The sequence below is a fragment of the Enterococcus sp. AZ078 genome (assembly GCF_051714985.1).
Classification (GTDB): domain Bacteria; phylum Bacillota; class Bacilli; order Lactobacillales; family Enterococcaceae; genus Enterococcus_B; species Enterococcus_B hirae.
Map to the genome: position 1 here is coordinate 293,250 of NZ_JBIOSW010000001.1, position 18,783 is coordinate 312,032.

The 18,783-nt window shown below is 35.9% G+C and carries 19 protein-coding genes; 14 read left to right on the top strand and 5 right to left on the bottom strand.

Going from position 1 to position 18,783, the window contains the following annotated elements; translation table 11 throughout:
• Nucleotides 1-4 precede the first annotated feature (4 nt).
• Complete coding sequence (locus IGJ18_RS01360) at nt 5-535, bottom strand: phenolic acid decarboxylase (protein ID WP_034699269.1); 531 nt, start codon at nt 533-535, stop codon at nt 5-7.
• Between the two features lie 103 nt (nt 536-638).
• Between IGJ18_RS01360 and IGJ18_RS01365 the strand changes: the two genes are divergently transcribed.
• Complete coding sequence (locus IGJ18_RS01365; RefSeq protein WP_088775258.1) at nt 639-1,190, top strand: PadR family transcriptional regulator; 552 nt, start codon at nt 639-641, stop codon at nt 1,188-1,190.
• A 178-nt stretch (nt 1,191-1,368) separates the two neighbouring features.
• Here the strand turns inward: IGJ18_RS01365 and IGJ18_RS01370 are convergent, their stop codons facing one another.
• A complete protein-coding gene (locus IGJ18_RS01370; RefSeq protein ID WP_096709682.1) occupies nt 1,369-1,848 on the bottom strand; it encodes a MerR family transcriptional regulator in 480 nt (159 codons plus the stop codon).
• A 137-nt stretch (nt 1,849-1,985) separates the two neighbouring features.
• On the opposite strand from IGJ18_RS01370, the gene IGJ18_RS01375 reads away from it, so the two are divergent.
• From IGJ18_RS01375 to IGJ18_RS01385, 3 genes are all read left to right on the top strand, one after another.
• On the top strand, nt 1,986-3,458 hold the full coding sequence (locus IGJ18_RS01375) for an MDR family MFS transporter (protein WP_010736928.1): 1,473 nt from the start codon (nt 1,986-1,988) through the stop codon (nt 3,456-3,458).
• Complete coding sequence (locus IGJ18_RS01380; RefSeq protein WP_081128217.1) at nt 3,455-4,168, top strand: DUF4811 domain-containing protein; 714 nt, start codon at nt 3,455-3,457, stop codon at nt 4,166-4,168. The genes IGJ18_RS01375 and IGJ18_RS01380 overlap by 4 nt, the downstream gene beginning before the upstream one ends.
• Nucleotides 4,169-4,288: 120 nt before the next feature.
• On the top strand, nt 4,289-4,576 hold the full coding sequence (locus IGJ18_RS01385; RefSeq protein ID WP_034699260.1) for a DUF1905 domain-containing protein: 288 nt from the start codon (nt 4,289-4,291) through the stop codon (nt 4,574-4,576).
• A gap of 66 nt (nt 4,577-4,642) precedes the next feature.
• On the opposite strand, the gene IGJ18_RS01390 is transcribed toward IGJ18_RS01385, so the two are convergent.
• From IGJ18_RS01390 to IGJ18_RS01400, 3 genes are all read right to left on the bottom strand, one after another.
• Nucleotides 4,643-5,704 (bottom strand): hypothetical protein, encoded by a 1,062-nt coding sequence (locus IGJ18_RS01390; RefSeq protein ID WP_438842763.1) that lies wholly within the window; start codon nt 5,702-5,704, stop codon nt 4,643-4,645.
• A gap of 11 nt (nt 5,705-5,715) precedes the next feature.
• On the bottom strand, nt 5,716-6,291 hold the full coding sequence (locus IGJ18_RS01395; protein ID WP_240273835.1) for an RNA polymerase sigma factor: 576 nt from the start codon (nt 6,289-6,291) through the stop codon (nt 5,716-5,718).
• 472 nt (nt 6,292-6,763) lie between these two features.
• Entirely contained in the window at nt 6,764-9,100 is a 2,337-nt protein-coding gene (locus tag IGJ18_RS01400) for an ABC transporter ATP-binding protein/permease (RefSeq protein WP_010736932.1), read from the bottom strand.
• A 141-nt stretch (nt 9,101-9,241) separates the two neighbouring features.
• Here IGJ18_RS01400 and IGJ18_RS01405 point away from each other — a divergent pair, with 141 nt between their 5' ends.
• The 10 genes from IGJ18_RS01405 to IGJ18_RS01450 all read left to right on the top strand — a co-directional run bounded on the left by IGJ18_RS01405 (nt 9,242) and on the right by IGJ18_RS01450 (nt 18,621).
• Nucleotides 9,242-9,916, top strand: a complete 675-nt coding sequence (locus IGJ18_RS01405) for a response regulator transcription factor (protein ID WP_010720244.1) — start codon at nt 9,242-9,244, stop codon at nt 9,914-9,916.
• A complete protein-coding gene (locus tag IGJ18_RS01410) occupies nt 9,913-10,938 on the top strand; it encodes a HAMP domain-containing sensor histidine kinase (protein ID WP_010736934.1) in 1,026 nt (341 codons plus the stop codon). Before IGJ18_RS01405 ends, IGJ18_RS01410 begins: the two co-directional genes overlap by 4 nt.
• A 338-nt stretch (nt 10,939-11,276) precedes the next feature.
• Nucleotides 11,277-11,594 (top strand): PadR family transcriptional regulator, encoded by a 318-nt coding sequence (locus IGJ18_RS01415; RefSeq protein WP_010736935.1) that lies wholly within the window; start codon nt 11,277-11,279, stop codon nt 11,592-11,594.
• Entirely contained in the window at nt 11,587-12,201 is a 615-nt protein-coding gene (locus IGJ18_RS01420) for a DUF1700 domain-containing protein (RefSeq protein ID WP_010720241.1), read from the top strand. Before IGJ18_RS01415 ends, IGJ18_RS01420 begins: the two co-directional genes overlap by 8 nt.
• A gap of 17 nt (nt 12,202-12,218) precedes the next feature.
• Nucleotides 12,219-13,052 carry a DUF4097 family beta strand repeat-containing protein gene (locus tag IGJ18_RS01425; protein ID WP_010736937.1) on the top strand — a complete coding sequence of 278 codons (834 nt, stop codon included), beginning with the start codon at nt 12,219-12,221 and terminating at the stop codon, nt 13,050-13,052.
• A gap of 408 nt (nt 13,053-13,460) precedes the next feature.
• Nucleotides 13,461-13,955 carry a DUF5348 domain-containing protein gene (locus IGJ18_RS01430; RefSeq protein WP_010720238.1) on the top strand — a complete coding sequence of 165 codons (495 nt, stop codon included), beginning with the start codon at nt 13,461-13,463 and terminating at the stop codon, nt 13,953-13,955.
• Between the two features lie 26 nt (nt 13,956-13,981).
• On the top strand, nt 13,982-14,851 hold the full coding sequence (locus IGJ18_RS01435; protein ID WP_034699254.1) for an SPFH domain-containing protein: 870 nt from the start codon (nt 13,982-13,984) through the stop codon (nt 14,849-14,851).
• An 801-nt stretch (nt 14,852-15,652) separates the two neighbouring features.
• Nucleotides 15,653-16,039, top strand: coding sequence for a YxeA family protein (locus tag IGJ18_RS01440; RefSeq protein WP_010720236.1), 387 nt, complete (start codon nt 15,653-15,655; stop codon nt 16,037-16,039).
• A gap of 6 nt (nt 16,040-16,045) precedes the next feature.
• Nucleotides 16,046-16,798 (top strand): ABC transporter ATP-binding protein, encoded by a 753-nt coding sequence (locus IGJ18_RS01445; RefSeq protein WP_010720235.1) that lies wholly within the window; start codon nt 16,046-16,048, stop codon nt 16,796-16,798.
• 14 nt (nt 16,799-16,812) lie between these two features.
• On the top strand, nt 16,813-18,621 hold the full coding sequence (locus IGJ18_RS01450; RefSeq protein WP_438842764.1) for an FtsX-like permease family protein: 1,809 nt from the start codon (nt 16,813-16,815) through the stop codon (nt 18,619-18,621).
• Nucleotides 18,622-18,783: the final 162 nt, after the last annotated feature.

Consider the following 18,783-nt stretch of genomic DNA (forward strand, 5'->3'; position numbering starts at 1 on the left):
ATTCTTATTTTATCCGTTTATAGTTTTTATCAAAATAACGACCTTCTCGGATATCACTAGGCATTCCTTCATAAGGAGCTTCACTAATGACATCTTCATTATTGAGACCAGCATCGCCCATATAAGTAATGTTAGCGAACTCTGGTACTAACAATTTTGGATAAGTTTCATATTTTTCACGTGCTGCTTCCATCTCAGCTATATGTTCATTTTGGAAAGTAACTGTGATCTCAGGATGTTCTTCAACCCATTTAGGAAAGAAAATCGTTCCATGTAATTTTTTTTCATTGGGCATGAAATCCAAGGCCACGTCAGTACCAGTTGGTTCAGTCCAAGTAATTTTGAAGACGCCATCTGTTAACTTAACGATATCTGCTTCTTGATCTTTGACCCAACGGCCTTTGACCATTCCGCCGTGAATTCGATAGTCGACAGTATGGTCATTTTTAGCATACCATTCATATTCCCAACCATTATCGTACGTATAAATAAAGTGTGTACCGATAAAATCTTCTAGTTCTTTAAATTCTTTCATGAAACAACAGCTCCTTTTAAATTAAAACATGTAATAAAGTACATGTTTTTGATTACGTGATTATGATAGAATGAATAAAAGGATTTGTCAAGGAGGAGAGAGCATGGCGAGAAAAAATACGCTACGCTATATTTTGTTAGGATTGTTGAGTAAAAAAAAGATGACAGGCTATGAATTAAACCAATCGTTCAAAAATGAAATCGGTGAGTTTTGGCAAGCGAAGCATAGTCAAATTTATCCTGAATTAGCAAGAATGGAAGAACGAGGGATCATCAAACATGAAGTTGAAATTACAGGGATGAAATTGGAGAAGAAAGTCTATCAATTAACGGATGAAGGAAAGGCATTGTTAAACGAATGGATTCGGACGCCAACGAATGAATTACCAGTCAATCGAGACGAGTTTGTGTTGAAATTATATTTTGTGAAAGATGTGAATGATCCGATGTTGAGAGAGATCATTGAGCAGCAAAGGGATCTCCATGAAGAAAAGCGAGCACATCTATTGGCACGTCAAGAGAGGATATTTCCAACAAGAAAAGAACAAGAAGAAAATTATGGGCACTATTTGATTTTATCCCATGCGATCAATCGAGAAACAGAATATGCGAATTGGTTGACGGGCGTATTAGAAGAGCAAAAAAGACAGAAATAATAAATGGAATAGAGAATAGAAGATAAACTTAATTGAATAACTTCATTTAATGATAGTAGTGAATTGAAAAAGATAGAAAAGAAGCAAAAAATGTAGTCGATTATCGTCAATTTCTTAAACTGTTTTGGTAAAACACAAGAGAAATTGGGATAATTGACTACATTTTATTTTTCATTGCTTAAAGATTTTTCAATAATTGTTCGAAATCAATTTTTTCGCTTACGGGGACAATTTTATACGTGAGTTCATCTGTTGCTTCATCGTGGATGATATAAAGTTTTGAGTCTTCAGTTGTCTCTTTGAAATCACCGATCAATAAAACAGTATATCTTTCATCAATCAATTCGATTTCTTTGATTGATTTGGAAAAAACTTTGCGGACATGCTTCATTTTTTTTAGACGTTCTTCGGCTTTTTCAGCTGATTTGTTCAACGTATAGCCTTCATCTAAATATTTTTTGATAATCTCAACCTTGATAACAGTAGGTAATTGATATTTTCTAGGACAATTCACACCAGTAGAAACGGAACGAATGAATTCTTTTTGTTCCCAATATCGTAACTGACGTGGAGACACACCGACAATTTCACTTAGTTCACTGATTCCTACCAGTAAATGATCATTTTCTAATAAACGTTTCAGGGATGCTCCTACCATTTTTGTCCCTCCTTTTGTTGTCTAACTTTCCTTAATTATACTTGGGATAACTTATGTGTCAAGTAGGTTGACAAATGAACGAAATAGGACTAAAGTATTCAAGTGGTTTCAGAAAGAATTCAGAAAGAAGGAGAAATATGAATAAAAATCAACCCGTAGATATTTACGGCAAACCATATAATCGGACACTATTAGTTGTCGTTTTATTGATTGGTACCTTTTGTACGGTATTAAATCAAACCTTATTAACTACAGCTTTTCCTACGCTGATGAAAGATTTTGATATCTCTGCATCAAGTGTTCAATGGCTAACAACAGGGTTCTTATTGGTTAACGGAATCATGATTCCGATTACTGCTTGGCTGATCAATAAATTTAGTTCAAGAAGTTTATATTTATCAGCAATGTCAGTCTTTTTAATCGGAACAATTACCTGTTTTGTTGCCCCTAACTTTAGTACTTTATTGATTGGACGTTTGATCCAAGCCTGTGGTGTGGGTGTTTCAATGCCTTTATTACAAAATATTATGTTATCGATTTTCCCACCAGAAAAAAGAGGATCTGCCATGGGGATGTCAGGAATCGTTATTGGATTGGCTCCAGCTTTAGGACCAACATTATCAGGTTATATTATTGATAACTATCATTGGCGTGATCTATTTGGTATGGTCTTACCAATTGTCGTCTTAGTTTTGGTCTTAGCCTTTTTCTTGATGCGAAGCGTTATTCCGTTATCAAATCCAAGTATCGATATTCTATCTGCTATCCTTTCAACAATTGGATTTGGTAGTTTGCTTTATGGATTTTCAAGTGTCGGTGATGCTGGATGGGGCAGTGCGAAAGTGATCGGCTTCTTGATCGTAGGGGTAATATTTATTGCCTTATTTGCATGGCGCCAACTTCGTTTGGAAAATCCATTCTTGGAACTGCGTGTATTTAAATCATCAACCTTTACGATTGCAGCAGTTTTAGCTGGTGTGACGAATATGGCGATGGTCGGTGCTGAAATGGTTGTTCCTCTATATATCCAAAATATCCGTGGCGAATCAGCTTTTCATTCTGGCTTGATGTTACTACCCGGTGCCTTGATTATGGGGGCGATGATGCCGATTACAGGTGCGATCTTTGATAAACACGGTGCAAAACGTTTAGCGATTGTCGGGATGTTCGTGCTAACCGCTGCAACAGCACCATTTGCTTTCTTAACAAAAACAACGCCTGTTTTATATATTGTTGTTCTCTATGCGATTCGGATGTTTGGGATCTCTATGGTTATGATGCCAGTAACAACATCTGGTATGAATGCTTTACCAAACAAACTGATCAGTCATGGGACTGCAGTAAACAATACCTTCCGACAAATTGCTAGTTCGATTGGGACAGCTATTTTGATCAGTGTATTGACCAATGTAACAAAAGATAATCTACCTGCAAAATCAGTCTTAGAAAGCACGCCTTTAACTTATAAAGACCAAGCGATCAATGCGACATTATCTGGTTACCACGCAGCATTCTTTGTGGCGATCGTCTTTGGTGTGATTGGTTTTGTGATTGCCTTCTTATTGAAGAGAAAAGAACCTGTTCTAGCGAAAGCGGGGGATAAAGCATGATTATTTTCGTATTGATCATTAGTTTAGTGGCTTTTGCCCTAATGAATATCTTTGCAAAAAAAGCTTGGCAAACAATTGTATCATTACTTTTTGGGTTAGTCTTTGTGGCATCCTTAGGGTTGATCGTGGCTAATTTATCCAACCATTTTGGTATGGAAAAAGTAACTGAAACGAAAACCACTAACATCGTATCAAGTGCTGATTCAGATAGTGCAAATATGCTTTTATATCAAGCATTAGGTGACGGGACTGAAAAAGTCTACCTTTACCGTACGAATGAAGACCAAAAGAAACCAAAAGCTACCGGTACTGATAATGAAACCAATAAAGTAGAACGTACGACTGGTCAAGCGCAAAAAGTAGCAAAAACAACTTATTGGGTCTATAAAAATGATATGTATAAATTCTGGTTCAATCTAGCGGACAATAACCACGAGTATGCAAGTCGTGTGAACACCTTTAAAATTCCAGCTGATTGGATCGAATTAAGTACGGATCAAGCAAAAACATTAGCGCAACGAGTAAAAGAACAACAAAGTACGATGGAAAGCGACGCAAAGGCTTTTGTACAAGAAGGTCTGATGAAAGCTATGACTGAAAATCCAGCCATGACGCCAGAAGAACAAGCAACATTGTCAAAAGAATTAGCAACGCAATTCCAACAACAAGCATTAACGAAATTAGTTGAAGAAGTCAAAGCAAATAAATAGTCAGCTAATCAAGTAAGTGCAAGAATCAGTTAATTTCAAAAAGGGCTCCTCCCTACAGTAGAACGATCAGCTGTGGAGAGTCCTTTTTTTTGTTATACTGAACAAAAAAGGGGTGGGGAAATGCAAAAAAAATATTCTTTCCAGTCAAAAATTTATGCTTCTGAAATAGGTAAGGGTGGCGCATATATCATTTTTCCTTATGATCTCAGAGAAGAGTTTGGTGTAGGCCGAGTCAAAGTTCAAGCGACATTTGATGGAGTAGCATATGAGGGAAGTATTGTGAATATGGGGGTGAAAAACGAAGATGGAACAATTTGCTACATCTTAGGGATACGTAAAGATATTCGAAAAAAAATTGAGAAAGACATCGGTGATATCGTTTCTGTAGAAGTGATTCCAAAAAATTAAAGCAGAAGATAGTTGTCTTCTGCTCATTTTTTATTAACTACCATGATGGATTTGCCACAATCTGATCTATTTTTCTAACTCAATTTCTCCGATTCCTTTCAATTCGAGATAAATCGAGGCTTGTTGATCATATCCAGAATAGTCAAAAGTCATATCCCAATAGTTATGTGATCCTTCAGTAACAGAAGTAAATTTAGAATATGGGTAATAGGTTGTCGTCTTTTCAGTTACTATTTTTAATTGAATATTGTTGTCGGCATTACTTTTTGGCTTTGGCAACTTTTTCAAAAAGTCTTGTTCATCTTTAAAACGAATGACAAAATTAGTAGGATACGCCATTGCTTGCTCAATCGGTAAAAGGTGATTATTTTTTGGAGTAAAATTTATTTCGTCAAAATAGTTGATTTTACTTGTATCAATAGGTAGTTCCCATTCGCCTTTAAAAATAGAATATGCTTTTGGGTCACTTGTTCTGTAGGCTGTGATGCCATTGATTTGTATGGTTGTCTCTTCAAGAGAGGGAACCGAGCCCGTTTTTGTAGGATGTAGATTGTAAATAAATTCCAATGTGTTTGTTTCTCGATCAATGCTCTGTTCCTCATTGATCGAACGGAATAGCGACAAGTCTTCTTTTTCTTCTGCTAGTCCTGAACGAAAATCAATCAAATACTGATCTTGCCCATTTTTGATCCCAAAATTTAATCCATATTTCTCCCATTTTTTGTTTAAAAGCTCCGAGTTTTTTGGAAGATGAACAGTAAAATGTAACCCTAGTTCATTTTTATCTACATAGAGTTCTGTTAACTGTATATCTGCTTTTTTATCATAGGCTGTAAGTTGTTGGTTGGAAATAAACCCTTCTTGATTCAATGTTCCAGAAGTAAATTTCCCAAACCGTAAAAAATTAGCAGTTGCAGTGCCTAAGGGTGAGTAAGCATACAAACAGATACTTATGAGAAATACGGCAACAGCTATCAAATAAACCCGTTTTTTTATGTAGTTTTTAAGTGGAACCTGTTTCTCCTTTCGTATAGAGTCATAGGTGGCTTCTAATTTGGTTCGTACTTCTGAGGGTAAGCGTTCCTCTTTTTTGAGTTCTTCCATAAATTTCTTTTCAGAAATAGTCATTTTTTCTCCTCCTAGCTCTCCTCTATTTTTAGTAGTTTTTTCCCTCGAGCAAGGTGTGTCTTCACTGTATTGACTGGTTCAGATAATATCGTGCTGATTTCTTTGATGGAAAACCCATTATAGTAATAGAGCACCAACGGAATTCGATATTTCAAATCTAATTTTTGTAGCATGTGTTTTAATTCCATTGAACGTATCGTTGTATTTTTTTCTTCCTCATATTCTACATAAAAAGTTTCTTTCTTTGATTTTTTGAGAATTTTTTTGCAATTATTAATGAGAATTTTGCATAACCAGGTGTTAAAATATTCTGGTTTTTGCACGCTTTGGATATTTTTGTAGGCCGTCAATGCTGTTTCTTGTAAACAATCTGCAATATCTTCTGAATTGTTCAAAAACTTACGCGCTGTATTATAGAGAACAGCTTCATAACTTTTAAACAATTGGACAAATGCCTCTTTATCTCCCTCCTTTGCTTTTTTTACTAAAAATAAATCACTGGGCACACGATTTTCCTCCCACTTCATAAAGATTTTTTCTCTTACATCTATTAGAGTCAAATAAATAGGAAAAAGTTTCAAATACATAAAAATAATTTTGGCTATTTAAGCGTTTTCTAAAAGATGCATATTCTATCATTTAACTGTAAAAAACATAGATACAGAAATAGGGAATACCTACAGCTCTAAAGTTGCAATTGGAGAAGCAATATGTGCTGGGGGGGTCTACACGCAAGAGTGGTACATCTACTATTCTTACAATCCAGTCAACAGTGCATGCTATGTTGTTTCTAACACATAATATTACTGACTAAAAAATAAAGAAGAAACTGAGCTAAAACTTGTCTCAGTTTCTTCTAGTATCTCTAAAAAAGAATAAATAGTGTTCAAAGTCTGACCTTCGGCAATAAGCCGAAATTGTCCAAAAATTTGAGAAGAACCAAGTAGACGACAATCAACAGGGAAAACAAGTATTTGTGTTTCTTGTCAATTGTCGGAAATTCCTTCTTATTTCTTGCTGCTAAGGACTTCTCAATCTCTTTCAAACAATATCAATCGTTTATTCTGCCCGCAAAGCAATCGCTGCATCTTTTTTAGCAGCCATTCTTGCTGGGATGTGCCCACCTAACATCGTTAAGATCGTAGAGACGATCACGAGGATCAGTGCATGGAGTGGGTTCAGTTGAGCCACATTTTTTAGATCAGTCATTTGATAGAGTAAATGATTGATTGGGAACGTTGCTAACCAAGCAATCAAAACACCTAATAAGCCCGAAGAAATTCCTAAGATACAAGTTTCTGCGTCAAAAACACGAGTGATATCTTTTTTACGAGCCCCTAATGCTTTTAACACCCCGATTTCTTTGGTACGTTCGATGACTGAAGTATACGTGATAATACTGATCATGATCATACTTGTCACTAGTGAGATACCAGCAAAAGCAACCAATACATAAGTGATGGCATCCATCAATCCACCAGTCAATTCAGTCATTGTTCCTGCTAAGTCAGAGTAAATGATTTTATCTTCTTCTGCTTTTCCTTTGTTGTAAGCATCTAAGTAATCAAGGATTTTTTCTTTGTCACCAAAGTTATTTGGATAGATCATGATGCTAGTTGGGATGCTATCACCGCCTAAATAGCTGATCAGTGATTGTTTAGCTGTTTCATCCACTTTTTCGTTGGACATCACATTCGTATCACTATCTTTTTGCGCTTTTACAATTTCAGAATCTTTATTTTCGTTAACGATTTGTGTCGTTAATTGATCACTATATGCAATTCCAGGGGAAAGAAGATTCATTGTTGAAGAAGATTTTACTCGTAAAATCCCTGCAATCTTTACTTCACTCGTTGAATTAGCATACATCGTATCGTAATCAGTATTTGGAATAAAGTTGCCAGTAGGTAATTTCGTGTAGTAATCATTGTTGTTGATCACTTTGAAAGTTGTCCCAACAATGCGATCAAAGTCTAGTTTTTGACCGTCTTTTACGTCAAATCCTAGGTTTTTCAAAGCATTGATATTTGTATTGTTGTTACCATCTACGATCAAGACCACGTCATTCGCAGAAGCAGGATAACTGCCTGAAAGCAGTGAATAGTTCGCTTTTAAAAAGTTTTCTTTTTGATTGTCTAACTGTGTTGGAAAACTGGAAACACCGACACCCGTCATAGCAGACATCGTGCTTGATAATGATAATGATTCGTTTTCAGGGTTTTGGTTAGAGAAACTTACTGGTTGCACTTTACCATCAACTTGGCGAAGCATATTGATACCAGTAGCACGAGTAAAGCCAATATTATTACTTAAATTAGGATCGATATCTTTGACATAATCTACATAAGATTGGTCGATTTTATTGGTGTGCTGTGCTTTATCTTCATCACTGATTTTAGCAGTTACCTGTTTTGTATTTGGATAATCCGCTTTACTAGTACCCAATGAAGCAGAATCTGTTGAACGATTGGTTGTCACTTTGGAGATAGTGATCGGGAATTTTGCCATCGTTTCAGACTGTGTTTTATCAATTTGTTTTTGGAAGCCTGAAGATAATGCCAAGACGATCGCAATCCCGATGATCCCAATACTTGAAGCAAAGGACGTCAAAAATGTTCGCCCCTTTTTCGTGCGGATATTATTAAATGAAAGTTTCAAGGCTGTCCAGAAACTCATTTTTGTCCGACGTAAATTGAATTGATCATCTTTTGGTCGTTCGATATGAGGATGTGAATCTGCCAAGATTTTACCATCTGAAAATTCAATGATTCGATCTGCATATTGATGAGCAAGATCGGGGTTATGTGTAACCATGATTACTAGCTTCTCATTAGATAGTTCTTGGATCAATTCCATGATTTGGATACTTGTTTCGGTATCTAGAGCTCCAGTTGGTTCATCGCATAAGAGGATATCTGGATCGTTGGCTAAAGCACGGGCAATTGCGACCCGTTGCATTTGTCCGCCAGATAATTGGTTTGGTTTTTTGTGCATATGATCCGTTAAACCGACACGGCGTAAGGCTTCCTCAGCCTTTTGGCGTTTTTCTTCTTTGGCCACACCGCTAAGTGTCATCCCCAATTCAACATTTTCGATGATTCCTAAATGTCCAATCAAGTTATAACTTTGAAAAATAAAACCAATCGAATTATTTCGGTAAGCATCCCAATCGCTATCTTTAAAGTCTTTTGTGGACTTTCCGTTGATCACCATATCTCCGGAATCATAGTTGTCTAAGCCACCGATGACATTCAACATCGTTGTTTTTCCTGAACCACTTGGACCAAGAATGGCAACAAATTCTTTTTTTCTAAAGGCAACAGATACGCCATCTAATGCTTTAGTCGTTGTTTCGCCAACTTTATAATATTTCTTTATATCTTTAAGTTGTAGCATATTCGTCCTTCTTTCTTATTAGAATATTCGGTATACTTAAAAGTATATCAGAACAATAAACGCAGTATAATCAATGAATGTTAACTCAATATGAACAATCAGAAAGAAACAAGAAATTTTTCAAAAAATCGAGGGAATAAAATGAACCGTATATTAGTAGTAGAAGATGATGAAAATTTACAATTGCTTTATCGTTCAGTATTAGAACATGCTGGGTTTTCGGTAGTCACAGCTAGTAGTGGAACAGAAGCACTAGCACGATTGGAAAATTTTCATGTAGAATTGATTATTACCGATATCATGATGCCTGAGATGGATGGTTATGAATTGTTGGAAAGTTTACGAGATGGAAAAATAGAGCTTCCTGTGCTGATGATCACGGCTAAAGCCGATTTTGAAGATAAAAAACGTGGTTTCCAGTTAGGAACGGATGATTACATGACGAAACCCGTAGATGTCAATGAAATGGTTTTACGTGTGGAAGCGTTATTAAGGCGAGCAAAAATCAATCATAGTAATCAATTGAATATTGGAAATACTACCTTAGATCAGGAAACGTATGAAGTAAGACAAAATGAAAAGGTCAGTGTGCTGCCTCAGAAAGAATTTCTTTTGCTTTACAAACTGTTAGCTTACCCGAATAAGATTTTTACGAGACAACAATTGATGGATGATATTTGGGGATTGGATACAAATACAGAAGAACGAACGATCGATGTACATATCAAACGATTAAGGACACGTTTTGAAGCAAGTGAAGATTTTCAGCTCATCACCGTTAGAGGACTCGGGTATAAAGCGGAGGTCAAAAGATGAAAAAGAAATTATACTCTCAACTGTGGATCTACTTTGCTAGCATTGTGTTTGTTTCAATATTAGTGACTCTACTGTGCTTCTTAGGCTTTATTTTTTTGCTTTCTCATCAAAACGTTACGCCATCTGAACGACCAACACTCTATCCGTTATTCGTTTTTGCTTTTTTTAGCATGATCGTCGGCACGGTAATCTCTGGCTTTGTCGGTCATAGGATCTTGAAGCCAATCAGTGAACTACGTAAAAATATGAGTAAAGTAGCTACAGGTGATTTTTCTATTCGAATGGAGGAACCTCCCAAAGTCGCAGAAGTCCAACAGTTATATAAAGATTTCAACGTGATGGTCCAAGAACTCAATAGCATCGAAACGCTAAGAAATGATTTTGTTTCGAGTGTTTCACATGAGTTTAAAACACCACTAGCGACGATCCAAGGCTATGTCCAATTGTTACAAGCACCAGATATTCCAGAAGAAGAGAAGCAAGTGTTTTTGCAACGATTGATTGAAAATATTACTCAGCTCTCACAGTTGACTGAAAATATCTTGAAACTAAATAAGTTAGAAAACCAAAGTGTCAAAATCGAAAAGCATAAATTTCGTTTAGATGAACAAATACGAGAAGTCATCGTGTTTTTGCAACCTAAATGGGAAGGGTTGAAGTTGCATATCGATTTGGATACGGTCTTTTATGAGGGAAACGAAGAATTTTTATACCAGGTGTGGTTGAATATCATGGATAATGCGATCAAGTATAATCAACCTGATGGCAAGATCGAAATTCGTTTGACTCAAAATGCTACAGATATTTTATTGGAAGTAACGGATTCAGGTGTAGGGATGAACGAAGAAACTCAAAATCGCATTTTTGAAAAATTTTATCAAGGAGACACAAGCCGTCAGATGGCTGGCAATGGCTTGGGATTGTCTTTGGTAAAAAAAATCCTTGAATTGCATGAGGGTACGATACGCTATAACAGCATTCCTGAGGTAGGAACCACAGCTGTGATCAGCTTGAAAAAATAAAAAGCTAAACTTTAATGATGAAGTAGTTGCTCTGTTCAATTGTTTTATTATGAACTAAAACCAGATCAATTACGTTATAAAAGAAACATACTAAGATGAGTGGGTAAGGTATTCCGTCGAATATCTTGCCCACTCATCTTAGTATGTTTTTGTCTTTCTCAAATGGCTCAACTCTAATAATCTGAAGCAGCAATTGATTTCGGGGCGTTATTTATAGATTTTAGATCTAAGTATTATGCTATTTTATTTAAAAATAATCAACATTTATATTTTAAAACAATATTATATGTAGTATAATATGTTGTGAAAGAAGATATTGTATAAAAGAAGGTGAAGGAATGCACATCCAAGTTCCAACGATATTACTTGATGGCACTGTCTTAGCTGCATTGAGTAAAGAAGATATGTATGGTTATGCGTTGACTAAAATCGTACAGGAAAGCCTGTCGGTAAGTGAGTCAACGATGTATCCCGTCTTAAGAAGGTTAAAAAAAGAAGGATTTTTAGATACTTATGATGAACCCTTTGAAGGAAGAAATCGTCGATATTATCAATTAACACCAGCGGGGTATAATCGGTTAGAAGATATTATTGATGAGTGGATCGTCTTTCGAGATTCCTTAAATCGATTATTGGAGGATAATAAACATGAATGAATATTTAGATGAGGTAATAGAGGAAATCCAAGAGATTCCTGAAGATGACCGATTCGATTTGATTCAATATTATGAAGAATATTTTTTAGATTCTGGCAAAACAATTGATCAAATCATTGAAGAATATGGTACGCCTAAACAGTTTGCGCTTAAATTGAAAATCAATTATTTCTCTGAACAAGATGATTCAGCAACAGATGAAGTCAACCCAAGAAGTTCTAAACGACAAATTCGGTTGATTTGGATGATCGTGATTGGCTTATGTGCCTCCCCTCTGTTGATTCCTTTGGCGATTGGTTTTGTTGCAGTGATCGTGGGGTTATTATGTCTATTAGTCGCTTTGCTGGTAGGTGGTTATGTCGGTTGTATTACTGTTTTAGGGCTTGGATTATTTTCAGTTGTTTCGGGTATTGGTGTGTTGGGGCAGTCGATAGAAAGTGGATTATTTTACGTTGGATTAGGGCTATTCGCTACCGGAACCGTCGTCTTCTGTGCGCCGCTCCTTCTGAAAATGACAAAATGGATATTTAAAATGATGATGAATTTTGTGAAGTGGGTCGGACGTCGTTTTGTAACGAGACGTGCGATTCATTCGTCGAAGTTATAAGAAAAAGAGGTGTGAAGATGAAATTAAAATATTTTTTAATGGCTGGTCTAGGCTTGATGGTTAGTGGTGGCTTACTTGCTGGGACAACCTATGCGTTTGGGACGCACCGAAGCCTTGCTTGGGAAAATGGCCCTCAATTGGTCGAAATGAACCATGACTCACAAGTGATATCGACAAAAGAAAAAATCAACAAAATAGTGGTCAATGCACAATACCAACAAGTTGAGATCAAACGTGGCAAAAATTTTGAAGTTAACTCTACGTATGAAAAAGCAAGTAAACCTCAAGTCACTACTAAAGGAGATACTTTGACGATTAACGGAAATGGTCGTGAACAAAACGTCTTGTTTCATGTAATGAATAACACATCCAAAATCACCCTGACAGTTCCTAGCGAACTTCCTTTAGATCAACTTGTGTTAGAAGGAGAGCAAGGACAACTTTTATTAAATGACGTAGTGAGTGAGAATGTTTCCGTTACAAATAATGGTGGATACATTACATTTAATAAAGTTGATGGAAAAAAAGTTAAAGTAAATTCTGTGCAAAGTTATGTAAATATTGATAATTCAGATATTTCAAACATCGAATTGAATGCCAAGTATGGGAATCTATTCTTAAATGGATTCAAAAATACCCAAGGAACAGTTATGTTAGAAAATTGCTATGTAGACTTTCTTGATAATGGAGAGATTGGATTAGATATTGATCTATTAGGGATGTCAACTGTCACAAAAAATAATGAAGAATTACCAATCAAAACAGTGATCAAAGGAGAAAACAATATAAAAATCACTGGTTATGATAGTAGTGTGGTGATAGCTGACGAAAACCATCAGTATGATGTTTAAAAAGGATAAAGTCTGTCATTAAGAGGAAGTAAAGAGAAATAAATCGAAGAGGTTCAAAGATAGGTGCAACTATTTTTGGAACTTTTCGATTTTTTGATTAAGCGATTTTTTTCAAAAGATTTTGAATGGCGGTCGTTGATTATGGATGATGATCCACGTAAAAGTTTTTTTCGAATAACGGTTTATTCACATTTAGATAACGATTTTACATCTTTTATCTCGGATAGGTGTTTGATAGATAGTTTCTCAGATAGGTTAGCTAATATAACAGACATGACTGTTAGGATGCTAAGACATCGGGCAGTATCATGGGGAAGAACGATTTTTTTCATCGCTTAACTTACAAATCTGTAGTAAAATAAGAGAAAATAGAGAAAACACAGCTGAGATAATAAGGTGGAAAAATAGATGAGAATAGATGAAGCGAAACGAGAAGAGCTACAGTTAGAAATAACAAAATTACATAATTATCTCACGGAACTTAATCATAAATATTATGATACAAAAAAAGAACGTGTGATGATCGATTACCCGAATAACTCAGAAGGTCGGCAATTAGAACAAGTTTACAATGAAGTATTCCATCATTTATTGAAAGTAAAGAGGGAATTAGACTATTACTCTTTGCCGATTTTAGATACAGGGATCTTAAAGTACGACGAAGAAAAAGAGCGTTTTGTGTTCAAATCAGTTCGAGAGAATTTGATTCTTTCTGCAGGAATTGATTTAGAGATTTTAGTGGAAGATTATTTTACCGAAGAAAAACATTGGGTACGCACAAGGTTAGAATATCTACCCCAAACTTCCGGAGGACCACAAGTGAGCGGTTGGTATATCACAGAAGATAAGGAATTAGAATTAGAGGGAGTGATGGCACGGATTAGAAAGAAACCAATCATGTAGGAATGGTCTAAGAAAGGAACTAAGTGATGAGTGAAAAGAAAGCGGTTTATGTAAATGGGTATATTGGATTGATCGGTTTGGTGTTATTAGTTGGTATCGGCGGCTTCTTATTCTATTTTGGCATGACAAGTGGAGCGATCTTCCAGACGGTCATGGGTTTCGTTTGTTGGTTGATTGCTATTGCACTATTAAGCTCCGCAACGGTTGTTAGTCCCAACCAGGCAAAAGTTATTTTGTTTTTTGGACAGTACATTGGGACGATACGAGAAAGTGGGTTTTTCTTAACGGTTCCGTTTGCACAAAAAATCAACTTATCTTTAAAAGTACGAAATTTTAACAGTTCGGTTTTAAAGGTGAACGATCTAGATGGCAATCCCATCGAAATATCTGCCGTCGTAGTCTTTAAAGTTGTTGATACGGCTAAGGCGTTGTTCGATGTGGCGTATTACCAAGACTTTGTTGAGATTCAAAGTGAGACAGCGATTCGTCATATTGCCAGCCAATACCCTTATGATACTTTCAATGAAGAAGATTTGACTTTGCGAGGCAATACGACTGCCATCTCTGATGAATTAGCCAACGAGCTACAAGAGCGGTTATCTGTTGCTGGGGTCGAGGTGATTGAAACGAGATTGAATCATCTAGCGTATGCGACTGAAATTGCTAGTGCAATGTTACAAAGACAACAAGCAAAAGCTATTTTATCTGCTCGGCAAACGATCGTTGAAGGAGCAGTTACGATGACACAAATGGCATTGGAACAAATTGAAACAGGACAAGAAATCAATTTCACAGATGATCGGAAAGTCCAATTGATCAATAACCTACTTGTTTCGATTATTACAGATAAAGGAACACAACCAGTCATTAATACAGGGACAGTGAAAGAAAAATAGCCATTATTGAGTAAATATCGTATGATTGTAACGAATTTTTCAACTGTATTTTTTCTATAATAGAACAGTAGAGTAGTCAGAGACTGAGCCAAAACTCAGTCTTTTTTAGTATCTCTAAAAACGAATAAACGGTGTTCAAAGAGCTGACCTTCGGCGATAAGTCAAAAATCTCAAAACATGGGGAGCTGTTTCAAGATTTTCATCCTTAACGCTCAGGTCAAGTCACTCTTTTCACGACCTCTTGCTAAACGGCGTTCAAGAAGCAACTCCTCAACAATAAGCGATGATTTTCTAAAATATGAGGAGCTATTTTAAAAAATCCTCTCTTATTCGCTCGGAGTTGAACACTTCTTTCACAGCCTCTTGCTTTAAACGGTGTTCAAACATCAGCTCCTTGAAATAAGCCTGAATTTTTCAAAACATGAGAAGCTGTTTCAAAAAATTCCTTCTTATTGTCATCAGAGCTACCCGATGTTTTCACGACCTCTGATTCACGGCGTTCAAAGAGCTGACCTCTTGTTCACGGTAAGATCAAAGCGGCATCTTCAAAAAATTTGAGAAGCAGTTTTCGGAAATTCCTTCTTATTTCTTGATGCTAAACACTTTTATCTCAACTTCTTTTTATAAAATTCATCAAACTATTATCTAAATAAAAAACGATTCGATTCAAGCTTGCGAATCACTCTTTTGCTTTGTGATAGATAAATGACAATATTGAAAGATATTTGACAGTTAAATCAAAGGTAAAATACGGTCTTTTTTTTTATAATTGCCCTATCATATGTGAAAGAAGGAGAGGAAATGAAGAAACTACTGGTCGGGATTGGCATTTCCATTGCAGCGTTGGTATTAGGTTCGGTAGTTTTTATCTTTGGGGGCCTAAAAATTGCGGATCGAATGATCATGGGTGGCGATAGCTACTATGTCAAAATTACGACAGATGGAGAAAAAGAGGAAATAAAAGATAATCGTGATGAAATAACCATCCAATATAAATATACTCTTCCCGGATATGATGAAAAGGGAAGTGAAAAAATACTAACATTTAATGGACAAAAACCGCGTCCTTTAAGAAAAGGAGCCTATTTAGAGATTACATGGAATAAAAGCAAAGGTGTCACTTCTTATGAAGAAGTCAAACAAAACGATATACCTAAGTTAGCACAAGAAAAACTAAGTAAAGGATAGATGAAAATGGAAAAAATTGTTGAGGTTCAAAATGTAACAAAAATCTACGGTAAGAATAATGAGAAGAAGACACAAGCCTTAAGTGGGATTAGCTTTACAGTAGAAAAAGGAGAATTTATCGGAATCATGGGGGCTTCTGGATCTGGTAAATCAACGTTGTTAAATATTTTATCTACATTAGATAAACCCACAGACGGAAATATCCGAATCAATCAAAACGATGTAACGAAGTTAAAGGGAAACCAATTAGCAGACTTTCGTGCGAAAGAGATTGGCTTTATTTTCCAAGATTTTAATTTACTAGAAAACTTAACTGCACAAGAAAACATTGCAGTACCACTTTCCTTACAAGGTGTTAAACCTAAAGAAATCAAGCGACGGGTCAAAGCAGTAGCAGAACGTTTATCGATTTCTCATATCATGGGAAGTTATCCTTCTGAAATTTCAGGTGGTCAAAAACAACGGGTAGCAGCAGCTCGTGCCTTGGTTACACAACCAACGATCTTATTAGGTGATGAACCGACTGGAGCTTTAGATTCTAAGAGTGCGCGTGATTTGCTAGATACGATGAAAGAATTGAATCAAAAAGATGATGTTTCAATTCTATTAGTAACACATGATCCGTTTTCTGCCAGCTACTGTGAACGAATCTTATTTATCAAAGATGGCGGTATCCACGAAGAAGTCAAACGTGGCGAGCAAAGCCGTGATGAGTTTTATCGTCATATTCTAACGATCTTAGGAAATCTAGAACAGTAAGGGGAGGAAAAAACATGCTTTGGAAATTATCGCTTACTGGGATTAAAGGGCGTTTAAGAGATTATATTGTATTATTTTCAGGTTTGGTTATGACTTCAGCTATTTTTTATATGTTCGAGTCAATTGCAAGCAATGAAGCGTTTTTAGAAAGTAATTCTACCGTTGGCGCAACTGTTTTAATTTTTCATTTTGGCTCGGTATTATTAGCAATCATTACTTTTGTGTACATCCTTTATGCTAATTCATTTTTAATGGCGATGCGTCAGAAAGATTATGCAATGTTTATGATGTTAGGGGCTAAGGGCAGAAAAATTGCACAAATGATTTTTACCGAAACATTTGTTGTGGGTGCTACAGCGACCGTCGTCGGCTCTGCGATTGGTGTAGGGCTAACAAGTATTGTGGAACGAGTACTCGTTGAACAATTAAACATTTCAATTACACATTTTACACCATTTAGTGTAAAGGGTATTCTGATCACTCTTTTCTTTTTTGCTGTTTTATTTTTATTAGCAGCAATCACCAATGCTTTTTCAATTGTGAAAAAGCCAATTCTTACATTGATTCGTGCGGAAGCTACACCAACACGAATGAAACAAAATAAATTTTTATTTTTACTTGAAGTTGTATTAGGGGTTGTTTTATTAGGCGTTGGTTATTACGTTCTATCAGAAATTGTACGTATCGGATTGTCTGGTTTAGGGATTTCCCTCGTAACGATTTGTCTGGGAACCTATTTCATTTTCCATTCAGTGATTATTTTCTTCTTGTCTTTACTGAAAAAATCAGAAGGTATTTCATTGAAAAAGTTGAACAACTTTACCTTATCACAATTAAGCTTTAGGATTCGGGACTATACGCAAATGCTTTCAATGGTAGCGATCTTATTTGCTTTAGCTTTAGGAGCGTTAACAGTTGGTTTAGGATTCAGAAATCAAATCTCCGCATTGACCAATTCATCAAACGCTTATGATTTAGTTCTAAACAATGCACAAAAGATTGACCAAGGAAAAGTCAGAGAACTAAATCCAACGTCAAATAACATCTATGCTCAAAAAGAAGATGAACAATACGTTTATTACAATTATGATGAATGGGAAAAAGAGCCGCTTAGATATATTGCATATAGTGGGAACAATTTTGCGGATAACAAAGTAAAGACAGCAACTGCTGAAGAAATCGCAAAATCAAGTGAGTTGCAAGAGACATTAAGACAAAACGAATTACCTACGCAACAAGCGAAGGGAATAAAATTAGTTCGTGCGAGTGAATTCGATCAATTAGCGTTGCCAGAAACAACGTTACAATTAATTACAGTCAAAGATTTTGAAGCAAGTTTACCAGGTATCGAAACATTAGTAAAAGAAAATAATCAAGTCAATCCAGAGTTGAAAGATTACCAAGCCATGAGTGGACAAAAATATGAAATGTATCAACAAGTGAATGGTATTTTCTCAGGGATGGAATTTATGGGCTTCTTCCTAGGAATTGCGTTCTTAGCGATGTTAGCAAGTTGCTTGATGTTTAAGATTCTCTCAGGTAGTAAGAGCGATATTGGTCGATATACGATGTTAGAAAAAATCGGTGCGACTCGTGGCTTATTAAGACAATCGATTCGACGAGAAATTGGTGTTTTATTCTTAGCACCTGGTATTTTAGGAGCGATCCATGTCTTATTTGGTTTAAGACTATTTGAATTTTTAATGAATGATCCATATCGTGATGTGTTGATACCGTTCGGAATTTTCTTTGTCATGTACTTTATTTACTATGTATTGACTGTTTGGTTATATACAAGTATTGTTTTGAAAAGAGAGAAATAAAAATACTCTAAATAGGTGAAATTGGTTGGTTTCATCGATAGCACTTGTTAAAGAGACGAAAAAGAAGCATTGGTTCATCTGAGGTATTGACTAGGTAATATCAGCTTCTGGAATAAATTGTTCCATATGGGTTACTGAAGTGGTTTGATGGACGATCCAATA

Coding starts and splice junctions, on each gene's coding strand:
- IGJ18_RS01370 (WP_096709682.1), bottom strand. CDS start 1,848: ATGGTAGGAGCATCCCTGAAACGTTTATTAGAAAATGATCATTTACTG.
- IGJ18_RS01375 (WP_010736928.1), top strand. CDS start 1,986: ATGAATAAAAATCAACCCGTAGATATTTACGGCAAACCATATAATCGG.
- IGJ18_RS01365 (WP_088775258.1), top strand. CDS start 639: ATGGCGAGAAAAAATACGCTACGCTATATTTTGTTAGGATTGTTGAGT.
- IGJ18_RS01450 (WP_438842764.1), top strand. CDS start 16,813: ATGCTTTGGAAATTATCGCTTACTGGGATTAAAGGGCGTTTAAGAGAT.
- IGJ18_RS01410 (WP_010736934.1), top strand. CDS start 9,913: ATGAAAAAGAAATTATACTCTCAACTGTGGATCTACTTTGCTAGCATT.
- IGJ18_RS01425 (WP_010736937.1), top strand. CDS start 12,219: ATGAAATTAAAATATTTTTTAATGGCTGGTCTAGGCTTGATGGTTAGT.
- IGJ18_RS01415 (WP_010736935.1), top strand. CDS start 11,277: ATGCACATCCAAGTTCCAACGATATTACTTGATGGCACTGTCTTAGCT.
- IGJ18_RS01435 (WP_034699254.1), top strand. CDS start 13,982: ATGAGTGAAAAGAAAGCGGTTTATGTAAATGGGTATATTGGATTGATC.
- IGJ18_RS01380 (WP_081128217.1), top strand. CDS start 3,455: ATGATTATTTTCGTATTGATCATTAGTTTAGTGGCTTTTGCCCTAATG.
- IGJ18_RS01360 (WP_034699269.1), bottom strand. CDS start 535: ATGAAAGAATTTAAAGAACTAGAAGATTTTATCGGTACACACTTTATT.
- IGJ18_RS01400 (WP_010736932.1), bottom strand. CDS start 9,100: ATGCTACAACTTAAAGATATAAAGAAATATTATAAAGTTGGCGAAACA.
- IGJ18_RS01440 (WP_010720236.1), top strand. CDS start 15,653: ATGAAGAAACTACTGGTCGGGATTGGCATTTCCATTGCAGCGTTGGTA.
- IGJ18_RS01385 (WP_034699260.1), top strand. CDS start 4,289: ATGCAAAAAAAATATTCTTTCCAGTCAAAAATTTATGCTTCTGAAATA.
- IGJ18_RS01390 (WP_438842763.1), bottom strand. CDS start 5,704: ATGACTATTTCTGAAAAGAAATTTATGGAAGAACTCAAAAAAGAGGAA.
- IGJ18_RS01445 (WP_010720235.1), top strand. CDS start 16,046: ATGGAAAAAATTGTTGAGGTTCAAAATGTAACAAAAATCTACGGTAAG.
- IGJ18_RS01420 (WP_010720241.1), top strand. CDS start 11,587: ATGAATGAATATTTAGATGAGGTAATAGAGGAAATCCAAGAGATTCCT.
- IGJ18_RS01395 (WP_240273835.1), bottom strand. CDS start 6,291: ATGTATTTGAAACTTTTTCCTATTTATTTGACTCTAATAGATGTAAGA.
- IGJ18_RS01430 (WP_010720238.1), top strand. CDS start 13,461: ATGAGAATAGATGAAGCGAAACGAGAAGAGCTACAGTTAGAAATAACA.
- IGJ18_RS01405 (WP_010720244.1), top strand. CDS start 9,242: ATGAACCGTATATTAGTAGTAGAAGATGATGAAAATTTACAATTGCTT.